Source organism: Kribbella sp. NPDC051718, assembly GCF_040681515.1.
Taxonomy (GTDB): domain Bacteria; phylum Actinomycetota; class Actinomycetes; order Propionibacteriales; family Kribbellaceae; genus Kribbella.
This window is the reverse complement of the sequence record NZ_JBFAYZ010000001.1, coordinates 959402-973640: the sequence shown is the minus strand read 5'-3', so window position 1 is coordinate 973640 and position 14239 is coordinate 959402. Positions and strand designations below refer to the sequence as shown.

16 protein-coding genes and 1 pseudogene are annotated in these 14239 nt (G+C 68.5%); 14 read left to right on the top strand and 3 right to left on the bottom strand.

The genetic code is table 11. The features are described 5' to 3' along the window. Positions 1 to 17: 17 nt before the first annotated feature. From ftsH to AB0M15_RS04710, 10 genes are all read left to right on the top strand, one after another. Positions 18 to 2048, top strand: a complete 2031-nt coding sequence (gene ftsH / locus AB0M15_RS04755; protein ID WP_363813908.1) for an ATP-dependent zinc metalloprotease FtsH — start codon at positions 18 to 20, stop codon at positions 2046 to 2048. Between the two features lie 67 nt (positions 2049 to 2115). Continuing rightward, complete coding sequence (gene folE, locus AB0M15_RS04750) at positions 2116 to 2688, top strand: GTP cyclohydrolase I FolE (protein WP_363813906.1); 573 nt, start codon at positions 2116 to 2118, stop codon at positions 2686 to 2688. A gap of 161 nt (positions 2689 to 2849) precedes the next feature. Further along, a complete protein-coding gene (locus AB0M15_RS04745; RefSeq protein WP_363813904.1) occupies positions 2850 to 3998 on the top strand; it encodes a S1 family peptidase in 1149 nt (382 codons plus the stop codon). Positions 3999 to 4139: 141 nt separating this feature from the next. Next, a complete protein-coding gene (gene folP, locus AB0M15_RS04740) occupies positions 4140 to 4937 on the top strand; it encodes a dihydropteroate synthase (RefSeq protein WP_363814567.1) in 798 nt (265 codons plus the stop codon). Further along, positions 4934 to 5395, top strand: a complete 462-nt coding sequence (locus tag AB0M15_RS04735; protein ID WP_343975429.1) for a nuclear transport factor 2 family protein — start codon at positions 4934 to 4936, stop codon at positions 5393 to 5395. The genes folP and AB0M15_RS04735 overlap by 4 nt, the downstream gene beginning before the upstream one ends. Then, on the top strand, positions 5392 to 5796 hold the full coding sequence (gene folB / locus AB0M15_RS04730; protein WP_363813902.1) for a dihydroneopterin aldolase: 405 nt from the start codon (positions 5392 to 5394) through the stop codon (positions 5794 to 5796). Before AB0M15_RS04735 ends, folB begins: the two co-directional genes overlap by 4 nt. Beyond that, a complete protein-coding gene (gene folK / locus AB0M15_RS04725; protein WP_363813900.1) occupies positions 5793 to 6356 on the top strand; it encodes a 2-amino-4-hydroxy-6-hydroxymethyldihydropteridine diphosphokinase in 564 nt (187 codons plus the stop codon). The genes folB and folK overlap by 4 nt, the downstream gene beginning before the upstream one ends. A 2-nt stretch (positions 6357 to 6358) precedes the next feature. After that, positions 6359 to 6877 carry a DUF3180 domain-containing protein gene (locus tag AB0M15_RS04720; RefSeq protein WP_363813898.1) on the top strand — a complete coding sequence of 173 codons (519 nt, stop codon included), beginning with the start codon at positions 6359 to 6361 and terminating at the stop codon, positions 6875 to 6877. An 11-nt stretch (positions 6878 to 6888) separates the two neighbouring features. Continuing rightward, the gene (locus tag AB0M15_RS04715; RefSeq protein ID WP_363813896.1) at positions 6889 to 7329 is read left to right on the top strand and encodes a hypothetical protein; all 441 of its coding nucleotides are present in this window, start codon (positions 6889 to 6891) and stop codon (positions 7327 to 7329) included. 64 nt (positions 7330 to 7393) lie between these two features. Further along, on the top strand, positions 7394 to 7756 hold the full coding sequence (locus AB0M15_RS04710; protein WP_363813894.1) for a hypothetical protein: 363 nt from the start codon (positions 7394 to 7396) through the stop codon (positions 7754 to 7756). A gap of 45 nt (positions 7757 to 7801) precedes the next feature. On the opposite strand, the gene AB0M15_RS04705 is transcribed toward AB0M15_RS04710, so the two are convergent. After that, on the bottom strand, positions 7802 to 8995 hold the full coding sequence (locus AB0M15_RS04705; protein ID WP_363813892.1) for an NADH-quinone oxidoreductase subunit D: 1194 nt from the start codon (positions 8993 to 8995) through the stop codon (positions 7802 to 7804). 191 nt (positions 8996 to 9186) lie between these two features. Here AB0M15_RS04705 and AB0M15_RS04700 point away from each other — a divergent pair, with 191 nt between their 5' ends. After that, positions 9187 to 9675 (top strand): PH domain-containing protein, encoded by a 489-nt coding sequence (locus AB0M15_RS04700; RefSeq protein WP_363813890.1) that lies wholly within the window; start codon positions 9187 to 9189, stop codon positions 9673 to 9675. Next, positions 9672 to 11108, top strand: a complete 1437-nt coding sequence (locus AB0M15_RS04695) for a PH domain-containing protein (protein ID WP_363813888.1) — start codon at positions 9672 to 9674, stop codon at positions 11106 to 11108. The genes AB0M15_RS04700 and AB0M15_RS04695 overlap by 4 nt, the downstream gene beginning before the upstream one ends. Before the next feature lie 107 nt (positions 11109 to 11215). On the opposite strand, the pseudogene AB0M15_RS04690 reads toward AB0M15_RS04695, so the two are convergent. After that, positions 11216 to 11629 (bottom strand): annotated as a pseudogene (locus AB0M15_RS04690) (SAM-dependent methyltransferase); the annotation flags it as partial. A 215-nt stretch (positions 11630 to 11844) separates the two neighbouring features. After that, the gene (locus AB0M15_RS04685) at positions 11845 to 12423 is read right to left on the bottom strand and encodes a 2'-5' RNA ligase family protein (RefSeq protein WP_363813886.1); all 579 of its coding nucleotides are present in this window, start codon (positions 12421 to 12423) and stop codon (positions 11845 to 11847) included. 124 nt (positions 12424 to 12547) lie between these two features. Here AB0M15_RS04685 and AB0M15_RS04680 point away from each other — a divergent pair, with 124 nt between their 5' ends. Together AB0M15_RS04680 and panC are read left to right on the top strand one after the other, a co-directional pair. Further along, a complete protein-coding gene (locus AB0M15_RS04680) occupies positions 12548 to 13408 on the top strand; it encodes a Rossmann-like and DUF2520 domain-containing protein (protein ID WP_363813884.1) in 861 nt (286 codons plus the stop codon). Beyond that, complete coding sequence (gene panC / locus AB0M15_RS04675; RefSeq protein ID WP_343975458.1) at positions 13405 to 14232, top strand: pantoate--beta-alanine ligase; 828 nt, start codon at positions 13405 to 13407, stop codon at positions 14230 to 14232. The genes AB0M15_RS04680 and panC overlap by 4 nt, the downstream gene beginning before the upstream one ends. The last annotated feature ends 7 nt before the right edge of the window (positions 14233 to 14239 follow it).

The window sequence follows — 14239 nt, the reverse complement described above, 5'->3', positions numbered from 1 at the left end:
GGGCGCCTGCCCTGATCATGGACGTGAAGCGCATCTTCCGCGGACCCCTGTTCTGGATCGTCATCGCCTTCTTGGGCGTGTTGGTGATCGGACAGCTCCTGACCGGCTCGACCGGATTCAAGACCGAGCCCACGGGCCAGGTCGTGCAACTGATCCAGCAGGCCACGGCGTCGAGCGACAAGTCGATCAAGTCCGTCACCCTGATCGACCCGGACCAGGAGATCCGGATCGAGAAGACCGACGGGACCAAGGTCCGGGCGCACTGGGTCGACGGGCAGGGCAGCACGCTCGGCTCCGATCTGCAGACCCTGTTCCAGAACGGCAAGATCGAGAAGTACGACGTGGAGAACCCGAAGCCGAGCTTCATCGGCCAGGTGTTCTCGACGCTGATCCCGTTCCTGCTGATCGCGGTCGTCTTCATCTTCTTGATGAACTCGATGCAGGGTGGCGGCTCGCGGGTGATGAGTTTCGCCAAGTCGAAGGCCAAGCTGATCACCAAGGACACCCCGAAGACGACCTTCGCGGACGTGGCCGGGTGCGACGAGGCGATCGAGGAGCTCGGCGAGATCAAGGAGTTCCTGCAGGAGCCTGGCAAGTTCCAGGCGGTGGGAGCCAAGATCCCGAAGGGCGTCCTGCTCTACGGCCAGCCGGGTACCGGTAAGACCCTGCTCGCCCGTGCGGTCGCCGGTGAGGCCGGCGTGCCGTTCTACTCGATCTCCGGTTCGGACTTCGTCGAGATGTTCGTCGGTGTCGGTGCCTCCCGGGTCCGCGACTTGTTCGAGACCGCCAAGACCAACGCGCCGGCGATCGTCTTCATCGACGAGATCGACGCCGTCGGCCGGCACCGTGGCGCAGGCCTCGGTGGTGGACATGACGAGCGCGAGCAGACGCTGAACCAGCTGCTGGTCGAGATGGACGGCTTCGACGTCCGCGGCGGCGTGATCCTGATCGCCGCGACCAACCGGCCGGACGTGCTCGACCCGGCGCTGCTGCGCCCGGGCCGGTTCGACCGCCAGATCGCCGTCGACGCGCCGGACCTGCCGGGTCGCGAGAAGATCCTGAAGGTGCACGCCCGCGGCAAGCCGATGTCGGAGAACGCCGACCTGCGCGCGGTCGCCCGCCGTACGCCGGGCTTCACCGGCGCCGACCTGGCCAACGTGCTGAACGAGGCCGCGCTGCTGACCGCCCGGCTGAACAAGCAGCAGATCGACAAGTTCGCGCTCGACGAGGCGATCGACCGGGTCATCGCCGGTCCGCAGCGCCGGACCCGGTTGATGTCCGACAAGGAGAAGGTGCTGACCGCGTACCACGAGGGCGGACACGCTCTGGTGGCTGCCGCGCTGCCGCACTCCGACCCGGTGCACAAGGTGACGATCCTGCCGCGCGGTCGCGCGCTGGGGTACACGATGGTGCTGCCGGACGAGGACAAGTACTCGACCACCCGGTCGGAGATGCTCGACAAGCTGGCCTACATGCTCGGTGGCCGCGCCGCCGAGGAGATGGTCTTCCACGACCCGACCACGGGTGCGAGCAACGACATCGAGAAGGCGACCGCACTCGCCCGCGCGATGGTCACCCAGTACGGCATGACCGAGCGGCTGGGCGCGATCAAGTTCGGCCAGGACTCCGGCGAGCCGTTCCTGGGCCGCGACCTGGGCAGCCAGCGCAACTACTCCGAGGAGATCGCCGCGGCGGTCGACGAGGAGGTCGGCAAGCTGATCCTGAACGCGCACCAGGAGGCCTTCGACATCCTGGTCGAGAACCGTGCGGTGCTCGACGCGCTGGTCGAGGAACTGCTCGAGAAGGAGACCCTGGACAAGGGCGAGATCGCCCGGGTGTTCGCGCCGATCCAGAAGCGTGAGCTGCGGCCGGCCTGGACCGGGTCCTCGACCCGCGTCCCGTCCGAGCAGCCGCCGGTGATGCCGCTGCCGCGGGCCGAGCAGAACGGCTCGCTCCAGGACGTCATCCCGGGCGGATCGATCGGACCGGACGAGGCCGCCAAGGGCCCGAACTACGGCGGAGGGCCCACCCCACCTGTTGGTGAGTGACGCCGCGAGGACAAGGTGATGCCCCGGGATCCGCAGTGGATCCCGGGGCATCGCCTATGTTGGCGAAATGACTTCGCCGACCTTCGATCATGCGCGTGCCGAGGCTGCCGTCCGGGAGTTGCTGATCGCGATCGGCGAGGACCCGGACCGGGAAGGACTGAAGGACACCCCGGCCCGGGTGGCGCGCTCGTACGCAGAGATCACCGCCGGCCTCGGCCAGACCGCCGAGGACGTGCTGAGGACGACGTTCGACCTCGGCCACGACGAGCTGATCCTGGTCAAGGACATCGAGGTCTGGTCGGTCTGTGAGCACCATCTGGTGCCGTTCACCGGGGTGGCCCACGTCGGCTACATCCCCGGTACGGACGGACGGATCACCGGGCTGTCGAAGCTGGCCCGGCTGGTCGACGTCTACGCCAAGCGGCCGCAGGTTCAGGAGCGGCTGACCACCCAGGTCGCCGAGTCGCTGGTGGAGATTCTCCGGCCGCGGGGCGTGATCGTCGTGATCGAGTGCGAGCACCTGTGCATGACGATGCGCGGCGTCCGGAAACCGGGCGCCAAGACGATCACCTCCGCGGTCCGCGGCCAGCTCCGCAACCCGGTCACCCGGGCCGAGGCGATGAGCCTGATCGTCGGCTGACTCCCTGCCTGGGAAGGAAGTTCGCCCGACCGCGTAGCCCCGGTGGCGGCAGACTCGTTGAACTTCCGAAGCCGTTACCCATGGACATTCCGTGTCCGAACGCCTACGGTCCGTAGTGGCGTTCTGACTCGGGTGCAGGGCGTCGGCGTGAGGAGGATTGGATGTCAGGGCGTTTTCGGGTCGGCGCCGCACTCACCGGGATCGTCGTACTGACGGCTGCCGGACTGATCGCGGCGAACGGCGCCCAGGCTGATCAGCACCGGGCCGGCGGCCCCGTCGGAGTTGGCAAGCTCCCAACGGCGGACCAGCAGCTGCTGCAGGTCCAGGACCGGGCACAGGCGCTCGACGGCCAGCTCGGCTCGCGCGCGATCGGCAGCTATGTCGACGACACCGGGGCCCTCGTGGTCGCGGTCTCCGACGCGGCCACCGCAGCTCTCGTACGCCAGGCCGGAGCCGTCCCCAAACTCGTCCGCTACACGGCTGAGCAGCTGTTCGCAGTCCAGGCTCAGCTGGACCACGTGGCGCTCAGCTCGACCGCGGGCCAGGTCAAGTCCTGGTACGTCGATCCGATCAGCGGCACCGTCGTCGTCTCCGTGCCCGAGGGCGTCCGGGACTCGATCACCAAGCGGTTCCTGCGCAAGGCGCAGGCCAACGGCGGCAAGGTGACGGTCCGGCGGACGCCCGGCGTCGTCACCACCACCGACGAGCAGTTCGGGCTGCTGGGCGGCTACCAGGTCGACAAGAACACCGGCTACACCTGCTCCCTGGGCTTCAACGCCACCACCAGCGACGGCGCCCGGATCTTCGTGACCGCCGGGCACTGCACGGCAGGCAAGCCGTCCTTCTCCCGTAACGGCTACATCATCGGCAACACCCGCAGCTCGAGCTTCCCCGGCAACGACTTCGGCACGGTCAGCGTGATCGAGGGCTGGGACCAGCAGGGCCGGGTCGAGCGCTGGGGTGCCACCGACGTCCAGGTCCGCGGCACCGCCGACGCGATGGTCGGGTCCGACCTGTGCAAGTCCGGCAAGAGCACCGGCTGGACCTGCGGCAAGATCGTCGCCCGCAACGTGACGGTCAACTACGGCAACAACAAAGTCGTCCGCGGACTGATCGAGCACACCGCGTGCGTCGAGGCCGGTGACTCCGGTGGCGCCAACATGACCGGTGACTACGCGCAGGGAATCACCAGCGGCGCCGCCTTGATCAGCGGGCAGTGTCTCGACAAACATGGACAGCAGAACGAGTCCTACTCACAACCGATCGGTGAGGCGCTGTCCGCTAGCGGCGCCTCGCTGGTACTGGGTTAGCGGCCCCGGGCGGGAGCCCGGAGCCGATGGGGGCCTGGTACCTAGGTGGGGTAGTTCGGGCGCGGCCACTACGGTGGTCGGGTGCGAACTGCCCCACCGAATCATGTCGAAGGCCTGCCCAGACCCGATCGCTGTCTGGTGATGGGCGTCGTCAACGTGACCCCGGACTCGTTCTCCGACGGCGGTGAGTGGTTCGAGCCGTCGGCCGCGATCAAGCACGGCCGCGAGTTGATGGCCGAAGGCGCCGACCTGCTCGACGTCGGCGGTGAGTCGACCCGGCCGGGTGCCGAGCGGCCCGCGCCGGCCGAGGAGATCCGCCGGGTGCTGCCGGTGATCGAGACGCTGGCGGCCGAGGGAGCGCTGATCTCGATCGATACGATGCGGGCGGATGTGGCTGCGCTGGCGTTGGATGCCGGCGCGGTGATGGTCAATGACGTGTCCGGCGGCCTGGCCGACCCCGAGATGCTCGGGCTGGTGGCGGAGCGTAGTACGCCGTACGTGTGCATGCATTGGCGTGGGCACTCTGCGGAGATGCAGCAGCGCGCGCAGTACCAGGACGTGGTGGCCGAGGTGGTCGCCGAGCTGGCCGCGCGGCTGGAGGCGATTCGTGAGGCTGGAGTGGACTTGAACAGGGTCGCGGTCGACCCCGGGATCGGGTTCGCGAAGAACGCGGACCACAACTGGGAGGTACTGCGGCGGCTGCGCGAGTTCGGCGTACTGGAAAGGCCGTTGCTGATCGGTGCCTCGCGGAAGGCGTTCCTGGGTAGGCTGCTCGCCGACGAGGAGACGGGCGAGCCGAGACCGGCCGTCCGACGAGACGACGCGAGCGCGGCCGTCTCCGCCCTCGCCGCCGCGGCCGGAGCCTGGTGTGTCCGGGCTCACGCGGTGGCGCCGAGTGCGGATGCGGTACGGGTGGCGCGCCGGTGGGGAGCGGTATGAGCGAAGAGCCGGACGGTACGCGCCGAGGGACCGCGACCGCGGAGTCCGTGGTGCTGAACGCCAACACGGCGTTCTACAACGCGTTCGAGGCGGGCGACCTCGACCTGATGGCGGCGGTCTGGCTGCCGGAACCCGATCCGGTCTGCATCCATCCGGGCAACGCGGCGATCTACGGCTACCCGGAGATGATGCGGGCCTGGGCGATGATCTTCGCCAATACGCCGTACATCCAGTTCTTCCTGACCGACGTACAGGTAAGAGTGGATGAAGACGTGGCTTACGTCACGTGTACGGAGAATGTCCTGTCGTCCGGTGAGGGGGCGCCGGAGGAGGGTTTCGCCGGTGGCAAGGCACTGGCCACCAACGTCTTCCGCAAGACGACTTCCGGCTGGCGGTTGTGGATCCACCACGCCTCCCCGGTACTGTCGTCTGGGGGTCGACAAGAGGAGGCAGAGTGAGCGGTCCCGCGCTGCCCCTTGAGGTGCGGCCGCCGGACGTGATCGAGATCCGTGGCATCCGTGGATTCGGCCGGCACGGGGTGTTCGAGCACGAGCGGGCCGACGGGCAGGAATTCGTCGTGGACGTCCGGCTCGAGCTGGACACCCGGCCCGCGGCGGCCTCCGACAAGCTCGCGGACACCGTGAACTACGGTCTGGTGGCCGAGCAGGTGCACGCGGCCATCGAGAGCGACCCGGTGGACCTGATTGAGACACTGGCACAACGGATCGCGGACCTGTGTCTCGCCGACCGGCGGGTGACGGGTACCGCGGTGACCATCCACAAACCCTCGGCGCCGATCTCGGTGCCGTTCGACGACGTTGTCCTGACCGTGCAGCGCAGAGCCGGAGAATCCTCGTGACTGAGACCCCTAGTCCCTATGTGATCGACGCGGACACCCTGAGCGGTGGCCTCAAGCCGATCCGGCAGGTGATCCTGTCGCTCGGTAGCAATCTCGGTGATCGGGAAACCAACCTGCAGGGCGGCGTCGACGCGCTGCGGGACACCCCGGACGTGGTCGTCGTCGATGTCTCGCCGGTCTACGAGACCCAGCCGATCGGCCCGGAGGAGTCCGGCCCGTACCTGAACATCGTGCTGCTGGCCGACACGACGCTGTCGGTCGACACGTTGCTGGACCGCGCGCACGCCGTCGAGCAGGCGTTCGGCCGGGAGTACGACGAGCCGGGCGCGCCCCGGACGCTCGACGTCGACCTGATCACCTACGGCAAGAAGACGATCGAGTCCGAGGAGCTGACCGTGCCGCACCCGCGCGCGCACGAACGCGCCTTCGTGCTCGCGCCCTGGCTGGACATCGAGCCCGACGCGGTCCTGCCCGGGGTAGGCCCGGTGGCCGAGCTGCTCGCCAAGGTGGGCAGCGACGGGGTGAAGAAGCTCGACGATCTCACCATCGAGCTGCAGTAGTGGTGTCGGGCGGTACCGGTCCGAACCGGGCGCCGGGGGCGGGCAAGGAGCCGCCGCGCCCCGGCTCGGTCCGGCCGACGTCGCACCGGCTGCTGGTCGCGATCGTCGTCCTCGGGGCGGCGATCGGCTGGACCCTGGTCAAGGCGATCGAGTCCGGCGGCGGCGTCGCGCCGATGGTGTCCTGGCTGACGCTGGTCGCCTGGAGCTTCCTGGCCGCGCTGCTGTTCGTCGCGGCCCGGAACACCCATCAGCGGATCCAGGTCCGGCGCGAACGGGTCGAGGCGTCCCGGGCGGTCTTCCTGTTGCTGATCGGGAAAGCCAGCGCGTTCGTCGGCGCGTTGTGTACCGGGGTTTACGCAGGGTTCGCGTTATCCTTCCTGGGCGCGGTCAGCTCCTCGGGACCGCGCAACCGTGTGATCACAGCCGGTGCTGCGGCGGTGATCTCTGTGCTGGTCGTCACGGCCGGATTGATGCTCGAACGCGCGTGTCGGATCCCCGATGACCCGGACGAGACCCCCTAACATGTCGGTCCATGGGGTCAAGGGGTAGCCGCCGTCGTACCAGGGCCACGGTTCTCGTGGTCGCCAACGTGCTGCTCGTGATGATCTGCATCGGCGTCAGCGTCTCCCTGTTCTCCCAGAACCAGTGGATCCTGCGCGCCGCCGCCGTGGCTGCCGTCGCGGTCGCGATCGGCGCCTCCGTCCTGACCCGCCACCAGCTCCTGATCGAACGCCTCGCCCACAGCGACGAGCGCGCGCAGGTGGCCCAGGAGTACTCCCGCATCACCAGCGCCCGCGTCGTCGAGAACGCCGAGTTCGTCGACCTGATGCAGCGCCGCCTCGACACCATCGACCAGCGCCTCGACAAGATCGACGAAGAGGTCGCGACCGTGGTAGCCGCCGGCGACAAGCACTCCCACGCGGATGCGCCCACCGTCGTCGACCTCAAACTCCGAGGCCTGGCAGCTTCCTGACCTCCCTCCCATACTGCTGGGAAGGGGAGGGGTACTCATGGGGCTGGACGCTAATTTCCCGGCAGTGACGATGAACGAGCCGGAGGGGACGGTCACCGTCTACAACCAGGATCATGTGCCGATCGGGCACCTGGGGCCGTCGCCGTATCAGTCGCCGTCGGTGAACGTGGTCTGCCGGACGAAGGCGTGGGACGACGCGTACTGGTACCGGCTGCTGAACGCGGAGGGCTGGGACTTCCCGGCCACTACCGCCTACGTGTCAGCGGACGAGACGCATGAGCTGAACCCAGGAGTCCCCTACCCACCACCCGACTGCGCCAACGTCGGCTGCGCCCGCAAGGGCGGCCAGATCGCGGGCGGCGGGCTGCTCGCGATCTGGGCCGTGGCAGCGGCGGCTGCTTGGCGGCGGCGGAGTGGTCGGAGCTGACCGGTCGACGGTGAGCTTTCGTCGGCGGCAGCCGCGGAGTACCGGCTACTTGTCGATGTCGCCGACGACGAAGAACATGCTGCCGAGGATGGCGATCATGTCGGCGACGATGGTGTCGGGGAGCATCTCGGGCAGGACCGAGATGTTGTTGAAGCTGGCGGAGCGGAGTTTGAGGCGCCACGGGGTTTTGTCGCCGCGGGAGACGAGGTAGTAGCCGTTGATGCCCAGCGGGTTCTCGGTCCAGGTGTAGGTCTGGCCTTCGGGGACCTTGAGGATTTTGGGGAGGCGGACGTTGACCGGGCCGGCCGGGAGGGTGCGGAGGCGGTCGAGGCAGGCGTCCACCAGGTCCAGGGAGACTTTCACCTGTTCCAGCAGGACGGAGAAGCGGGAGAAGCAGTCGCCGTCGGTGCGGGTGACCACCCGGAGTACGCCGTCGCGCGCTAGCTCCTCATAGGCCAGGTAGGGCTCGTCGCGGCGTAGGTCTGCATCTACGCCGGAGGCTCGGGCGATCGGGCCGGAGACGCCGTACTGGGCGATCAGCTCGGGGGAGAGCCGGCCGACGCCGACCGTCCGGGCGCGGAAGATCTCGTTGCCCAGGACAAGGTTCTCGATGTCGGGCAGGCGGCGCCGTACTGCGGAACTCGCCGCCCCCGCCCGATCCAGCCAGCCGTAGGGCAGGTCCTCCTTCAGCCCGCCGACCCGGTTGAACATGTAGTGCATCCGCCCGCCGGACAGCTCCTCCATCACCGCCTGGATCGTCTCGCGCTCGCGGAACGCGTAGAAGACCGGCGTGATCGCGCCCAGCTCGAGCGGATACGAGCCGAGGAACATCAGGTGGTTCAGGATCCGGTTCAACTCGGTCAGCAGGGTCCGCAGCCAGACCGCGCGGACCGGGACCTCCAGGCCCATCATCCGCTCGACCGCGAGCACCACGCCGAGCTCGTTGGAGAACGCCGACAGCCAGTCGTGCCGGTTCGCCAGCACGATGATCTGCCGGTAGTCGCGGACCTCGAACAGCTTCTCCGCCCCCCGGTGCATGTAGCCGACGATCGGCTCGCAGCCGACGATCCGCTCACCGTCCAGCGTCAGCCGCAACCGCAGTACGCCGTGCGTCGCCGGATGCTGCGGCCCGATGTTGAGCACCATGTCGGTGGTGGGCAGCTCGGACCCAGGATCGGTGCCGCCCCGCTCGAATGCCGCGGCACCCGCCCCGATTCCCACCACACGTTCGGTACTCATGACCCCTAGTGTGCCGTGGGCGACGCAGCTTGGCGCTGTCCCCGCCCCGGGCACGCACCTCGCGACCTTTGAGAATCATCCACGATGCTCCGCATCGAGGACGCTTCTCAAACGCCCCGATGCACGCACCCGGACGGCGACATCGCTCAACCTGCGTCGCCCACGGCACACTGTCGTGACAGGCTTAGAGGGTGGACGACCTCTTTGCTCCTTCGGATGTCAGCTGGACGCCGGTCTCGCCCAAGCTGGCGGCGGTACGCCGGGTCAGCGCGGCAGTCATGTTCGGCGTACTGGCCGTGGCCGGACTCCTGCTGCTCGGGATGCTGCTGGACTGGCTGTACGGCGTACTGGCGGTGGTGCTCGTCGTGCTCGGCTACCTGTGGGCGTGGGTGCTGATCGGGCGCAACCAGCGGTCCTGGAAGTACGCCGAGCGCGAGGACGAGCTGCTGGTCAGCCACGGGATCATGTTCCGCCAGCTGGTAGTGGTGCCGTACGGGCGGATGCAGTTCGTGGATGTCGCGGCTGGTCCGTTGGAGCGGTCGTTCGGGATCGCCACGGTGGAGCTGCACACGGCGACGCCGGCCACCGACGCGAAGATCCCCGGGCTGCATCCGGATGAGGCGAGCCGGTTGCGTGACCGCCTGTCGGCGCTCGGCCAAGCACAGGCGTGGGGCCTGTGACCGAGCCGTCGCAGCCCGGGTCTCAGGAGCTGGCTCAGCAGCCTCAACTGGCTGGGGAGGTCGTGGGGGCGCGGCTGCATCCGCTGACGCCGTTCGTGAAGGGATGGGGGTACTTCGTCGTCGCGGCGATCGCCATGGCCAACAACGAGGGCCTGCGGACCAACCTGAAGATCGCCGGTATCGGCTTGGGTGCGGTCCTGGTCGGCGGCATCCTGCTCGGCGCGCTGTCGTGGTGGTTCACCAAGTGGCAGCTCACCGGCGACGCGATCCGGGTCGACAGCGGCTTCCTGTTCCGGCGGACCCGGATCATCCGGTTCGACCGGATCCAGACCATCGACGTCGCGCAGCCGTTCGTGGCGAGACTGTTCGGGATGGCCGAGCTGCGGATGGATGTGGCCGGCGGCGGTAAGAACGACGGCCGGCTGAGCTACTTCACGTACGACGAAGCGCAGAAGCTCCGGGCGACCCTGCTGGTCAGGGCCAAGGGGGAGCACGCCATCCAGCAGCACCCGGCCGATGAGGTCGAGCCCGAGCCGCTGCTGGTCGTCCCGACCGGCCGACTGCTCGGCGCCACCCTGCTGTCGTCGACAGTGCTCGCCAGTGCCGGTGGTCTGGTCGTACTGATCGTGTCCGTGACCGTGCTGGATGCGCATGCCGGTCTGTTCGCTGGTCTGCCGCTGCTGCTCGGTGTCGTGCAGCCGATCTGGAAGCAGGTCGTCGGCAACCACGGGTTCACGCTGTCGGAGACGCATGAGGGGCTGCGTACCAAGCGCGGGCTGTTCGACGTCCAGCGGCAGACAGTGCCGCCGGGACGCGTGCAGGGCCTGCTGATCACCGAACCGCTGATCTGGCGGCTGCTGGGCTGGTCCCGGGTCGACCTGGACATCGCCGGGGTCGCCGGCTCCAAGGGGGACGGCGAGGACGAGAACGAGGGCGCCCAACTGCTGCCGGTCGGTCCGCACCAGGAAGTGATCGGGGTGCTCTCACGGGTGCTGCCCGGCTTCAACCTGTCCGCTGTCCCGATGCACCAAGCGCCGGCGCGCGCGAAGTGGCTCCGGCCGGTCGGCTGGCGGTACCTGGCGTACGGCTTCGACGACCAGGTACTGGTGACCACTAGGGGCTGGGTGAGCCGCCGTACGTCGATCGTGCTCCACCACAAGACCCAGTCGGTCCGGTTGCACCAGGGACCGCTCCAGCGGCGCCTACGCCTCGCCAACGTCCACGTGGACACCCCTGAGGGGCCGACGGACGCTATTGCGCTCCACCGGGACCAGGAGGAGGCTGCGGCGCTCGTACAGGCTCAGGCGATCAGGGCCCGCGAAGCACGCCGTACTGCCGACTCCGTGCCTGCCCAGACCCAACCGAACGAGCCGAGGCCAGACGGGTTTAACAGCTCGGCTGCCTCGCCTGCCGACGACAGCTCGGCGAGGTAGCGCAACGGGTCCGTGCGTGCCAACTCCTGGCTAGGGCGCCCGGCGGAGAGACCGAGTGCCTGCAGTGCCTCGCGCTGGGTAGTCAACTCACCGCCGAGGGAGTCGAGGGCTACGTGCGCAGTGATGTCGCAGGAGCCGTCGAGGGCGACCTCACACTCGCGGCCTGCACGGAAGCCGGTCAGCGTCCCATACGGCGGTCGCTCGGTCCGTACATGGCCGTAGTCGATCGCGATGGCGATGCCATCGTCCAGCCGGCCGACCACGTCGGCCCAGGTCTCGTCGCGGGTCCGGCCGATCTCGGCCCGGTCACCGGGCTCGGTCAGCGGCCACCACTTCTCCAGCCAGGTCAGGTCGTTGCCCTCGACAACATCACCCAAGGACTGGTCGGCTAGCAGGTAGCGGGCCACGCCGGCCTCGTCCAGTTCGGCCACCTCGCAGGGGAGGTTGTCGAGCCACTCGTTCGCGATCACGAGTCCGCTCAGGCGGGACGGTAGGTCGTCGTCCAGTTCTATGTCGATCACCTGGAGGCCGGCGTCACGTAGTACGCGGCCTAGTTCGCCTTCGCCGGCTCCGATGTCGGTCACCTGCGTCGCGCCGAGCTGCTTGGCCAGTCGGGCTATCGCCTGGCCGAAGAGGGGTGAGGCGTGCACTGAGGTGCGGAAGTGGGCGGCGGGGCGTTCACGCCGGTAGAAGCCGGTGGGGCCGTAGAGGGCCGCCTGCCAGGCCTCGCGGAACCTCACAGCGCAGGGTCTCCGCCCAGTGGAACTGAGCCGGTGAGCTGCCAGATGCCGTCGTCACCCTCGCGCCAGATGGTCAGGTCGTCCAGGCGGACCGCTGGAACCTCCTCGGCCTCGAGGGCAGCCTGGGCCTCGGCGACCAGGCCGGGGCCGCCCCGGTCCGACGACGAGATCGTCAGGTGTGGATGCGGGTCCGGGTACTGGCCGCCGTAGGGCGGGCACTCGGGGAAGGCGGCCAGTACGGTCGCCACCAGGTCGTGGACCTGGTCGAAGGGTTCGGGGCGGAGCCAGGTCGTGCCGTTGGGGAACTGACCGGCGGTCTTGAAGCACAGGTCGAACGGCTCGATGTCGACCACTGCGTCCTGCAGGCGCTGGACGTCCTCAGGGGACGGGTCCTGCAGCCAGGGCACGAGCACTGTCACGTGCGGCGGGACCAGCTCGGTGAGGGCGGCCGTGGGCCGCGCCGAGGAGAAGGAGACCGAGCGCCACCGGTCGGTGAACTCAGTCAGCTCCGGCACCGCGATCAAGATCGCAGTCAGCCCTGTCCGCGCCGCCCAGGGGTCAGGTTGTCCACTCACCGGCCCATCGTCCCACTTGTGACGAAGCACTCGACCCAACCCCACAAATGAGCACTACGCTGTCCTGAAACCGCATCAATTCGTCTGGTACCCCGGCAGGGGACTGGAACGTACGAGAGTGGACATGGAACGCATCGGCATCATCGGCTCCGGCCGGGCCGGCAGCGCCTTGGGAGCAGCCCTGGCGTCCGCCGGGCATCCCGTCACCGGGGTGACAGCACGCTCGCAGGCATCGCTGGAACGCGCCGCGAGGCTCCTTCCGGACGTCCCGATCCTGTCGCCTGCCGAGGTGACGGCTCGCGCAGACGTGGTGCTGGTCGCAGTACCGGACAGCGGGATCAATGAGGTCGCCCAGAGTCTCCCGCTGACAGCGGAGCAGTACGTCGTCCACCTGTCCGGCGCACACGGGTTATCCGTCCTGCAGCCGACAGTGGCGATCCCCGTAGCGCTGCACCCGCCCATGACCTTCACGGGCGACCGTCCGGACCTCAGCGCTATCACCTTCACCGCAACTGCGCCCGATCGGGCAAAGCCGGTAGTGGAGCGACTGGTGAAGGCGCTGGGCGCAGATCTCCAGTGGGTGGCCGAGGACCAGCGTGCCCGCTACCACGCGGGTCTGGTGCACGGGGCGAATCACCTGACCACTCTGCTCGCACAGGCTTTCGCAGTACTACGGGATGCCGGCATCACCGACCCGGCCGCGACACTGCGACCCTTGCTGACCGCAACTCTCGACAACACGCTGCGGTCCGGTCATGATGCGCTCACTGGGCCGATAGCGCGCGGCGATGTCGAGACGGTGGCAGCCCACTTGGCAGTACTCCGAGGGCGCACCGCGAGCACGTACGCCGAGCTGGTCCGGGCGACGGTGGACCTGGCGACGGCGGACGGCCGGCTGGAGCGCGGTACGGCCGAGCGGTTCTACGAAGTACTGCAACGAGCAGAGGTGCTTGAGCGGGATCGAACAGGGGAGGCACCACGGTGAGACTCACCCAGACCAAGGCCGAGCTGCGAGCGGCGGCGGCGATCCGGCCGCGGGCGGTCGTGATGACGATGGGCGCGCTGCACGAGGGCCACGCGGCGTTGCTTGCCGAGGCCCGTGAACGGGTCGGGCCGGACGGCAGCGTGGTGCTGACGATCTTCGTGAACCCCTTGCAGTTCGGGCCGTCCGAGGATTTCGACCGGTACCCGCGGACGCTGGCCAGCGACCTGGCGATCGCCAAGAACGAGGGCGTCGACCTGGTCTTCAACCCGTCCCGCGACGAGCTCTACCCGAACGAGCCGTCCATCACCGTGCATCCCGGCCCGCTGGCCGACGAGCTCGAGGGGCAGGTCCGGCCGGGGCACTTCACCGGAGTGCTGACGGTGGTGTCGAAGATGCTGCACCTGACCTCGCCCGACCTGGCACTGTTCGGCGAGAAGGACTACCAGCAGCTCACGCTGATCCGCGAGATGGTCTGCGACCTCGACATGGACGTGGATGTCGTACCGGTGCAGACCGTGCGCGAGCCTGACGGACTGGCGCTGTCCTCACGCAACCGCTACCTGGACGAGACCGAGCGTGACGAGGCACTGGTCCTCTACCGAGCGCTGACCGCCGGTGCGAAGGCTGGGATGAACGGGCCGGACGCAGTACTTGCTGCCGCCCATGCCGAACTGGAGGCGGTCCCGTCGGTGCAGATCGACTACCTGGCGCTCAGGGCGCCCGACCTGGGCCCAGTGATCGGCCCAGGCGAGGCGCGCATGCTCATAGCGGCCCGCGTAGGTAGTACTCGTCTCATTGACAACATTTCCATCACACTCCGCTGAAATCGAT

What these genes read in the sequence shown, in the direction of transcription:
- ftsH (WP_363813908.1), top strand. Translation starts at nt 18, where the DNA reads ATGGACGTGAAGCGCATCTTCCGCGGACCCCTGTTCTGGATCGTCATC.
- folE (WP_363813906.1), top strand. Translation starts at nt 2,116, where the DNA reads ATGACTTCGCCGACCTTCGATCATGCGCGTGCCGAGGCTGCCGTCCGG.
- AB0M15_RS04745 (WP_363813904.1), top strand. Translation starts at nt 2,850, where the DNA reads ATGTCAGGGCGTTTTCGGGTCGGCGCCGCACTCACCGGGATCGTCGTA.
- folP (WP_363814567.1), top strand. Translation starts at nt 4,140, where the DNA reads ATGGGCGTCGTCAACGTGACCCCGGACTCGTTCTCCGACGGCGGTGAG.
- AB0M15_RS04735 (WP_343975429.1), top strand. Translation starts at nt 4,934, where the DNA reads ATGAGCGAAGAGCCGGACGGTACGCGCCGAGGGACCGCGACCGCGGAG.
- AB0M15_RS04715 (WP_363813896.1), top strand. Translation starts at nt 6,889, where the DNA reads ATGGGGTCAAGGGGTAGCCGCCGTCGTACCAGGGCCACGGTTCTCGTG.
- AB0M15_RS04705 (WP_363813892.1), bottom strand. Translation starts at nt 8,995, where the DNA reads ATGAGTACCGAACGTGTGGTGGGAATCGGGGCGGGTGCCGCGGCATTC.
- AB0M15_RS04680 (WP_363813884.1), top strand. Translation starts at nt 12,548, where the DNA reads ATGGAACGCATCGGCATCATCGGCTCCGGCCGGGCCGGCAGCGCCTTG.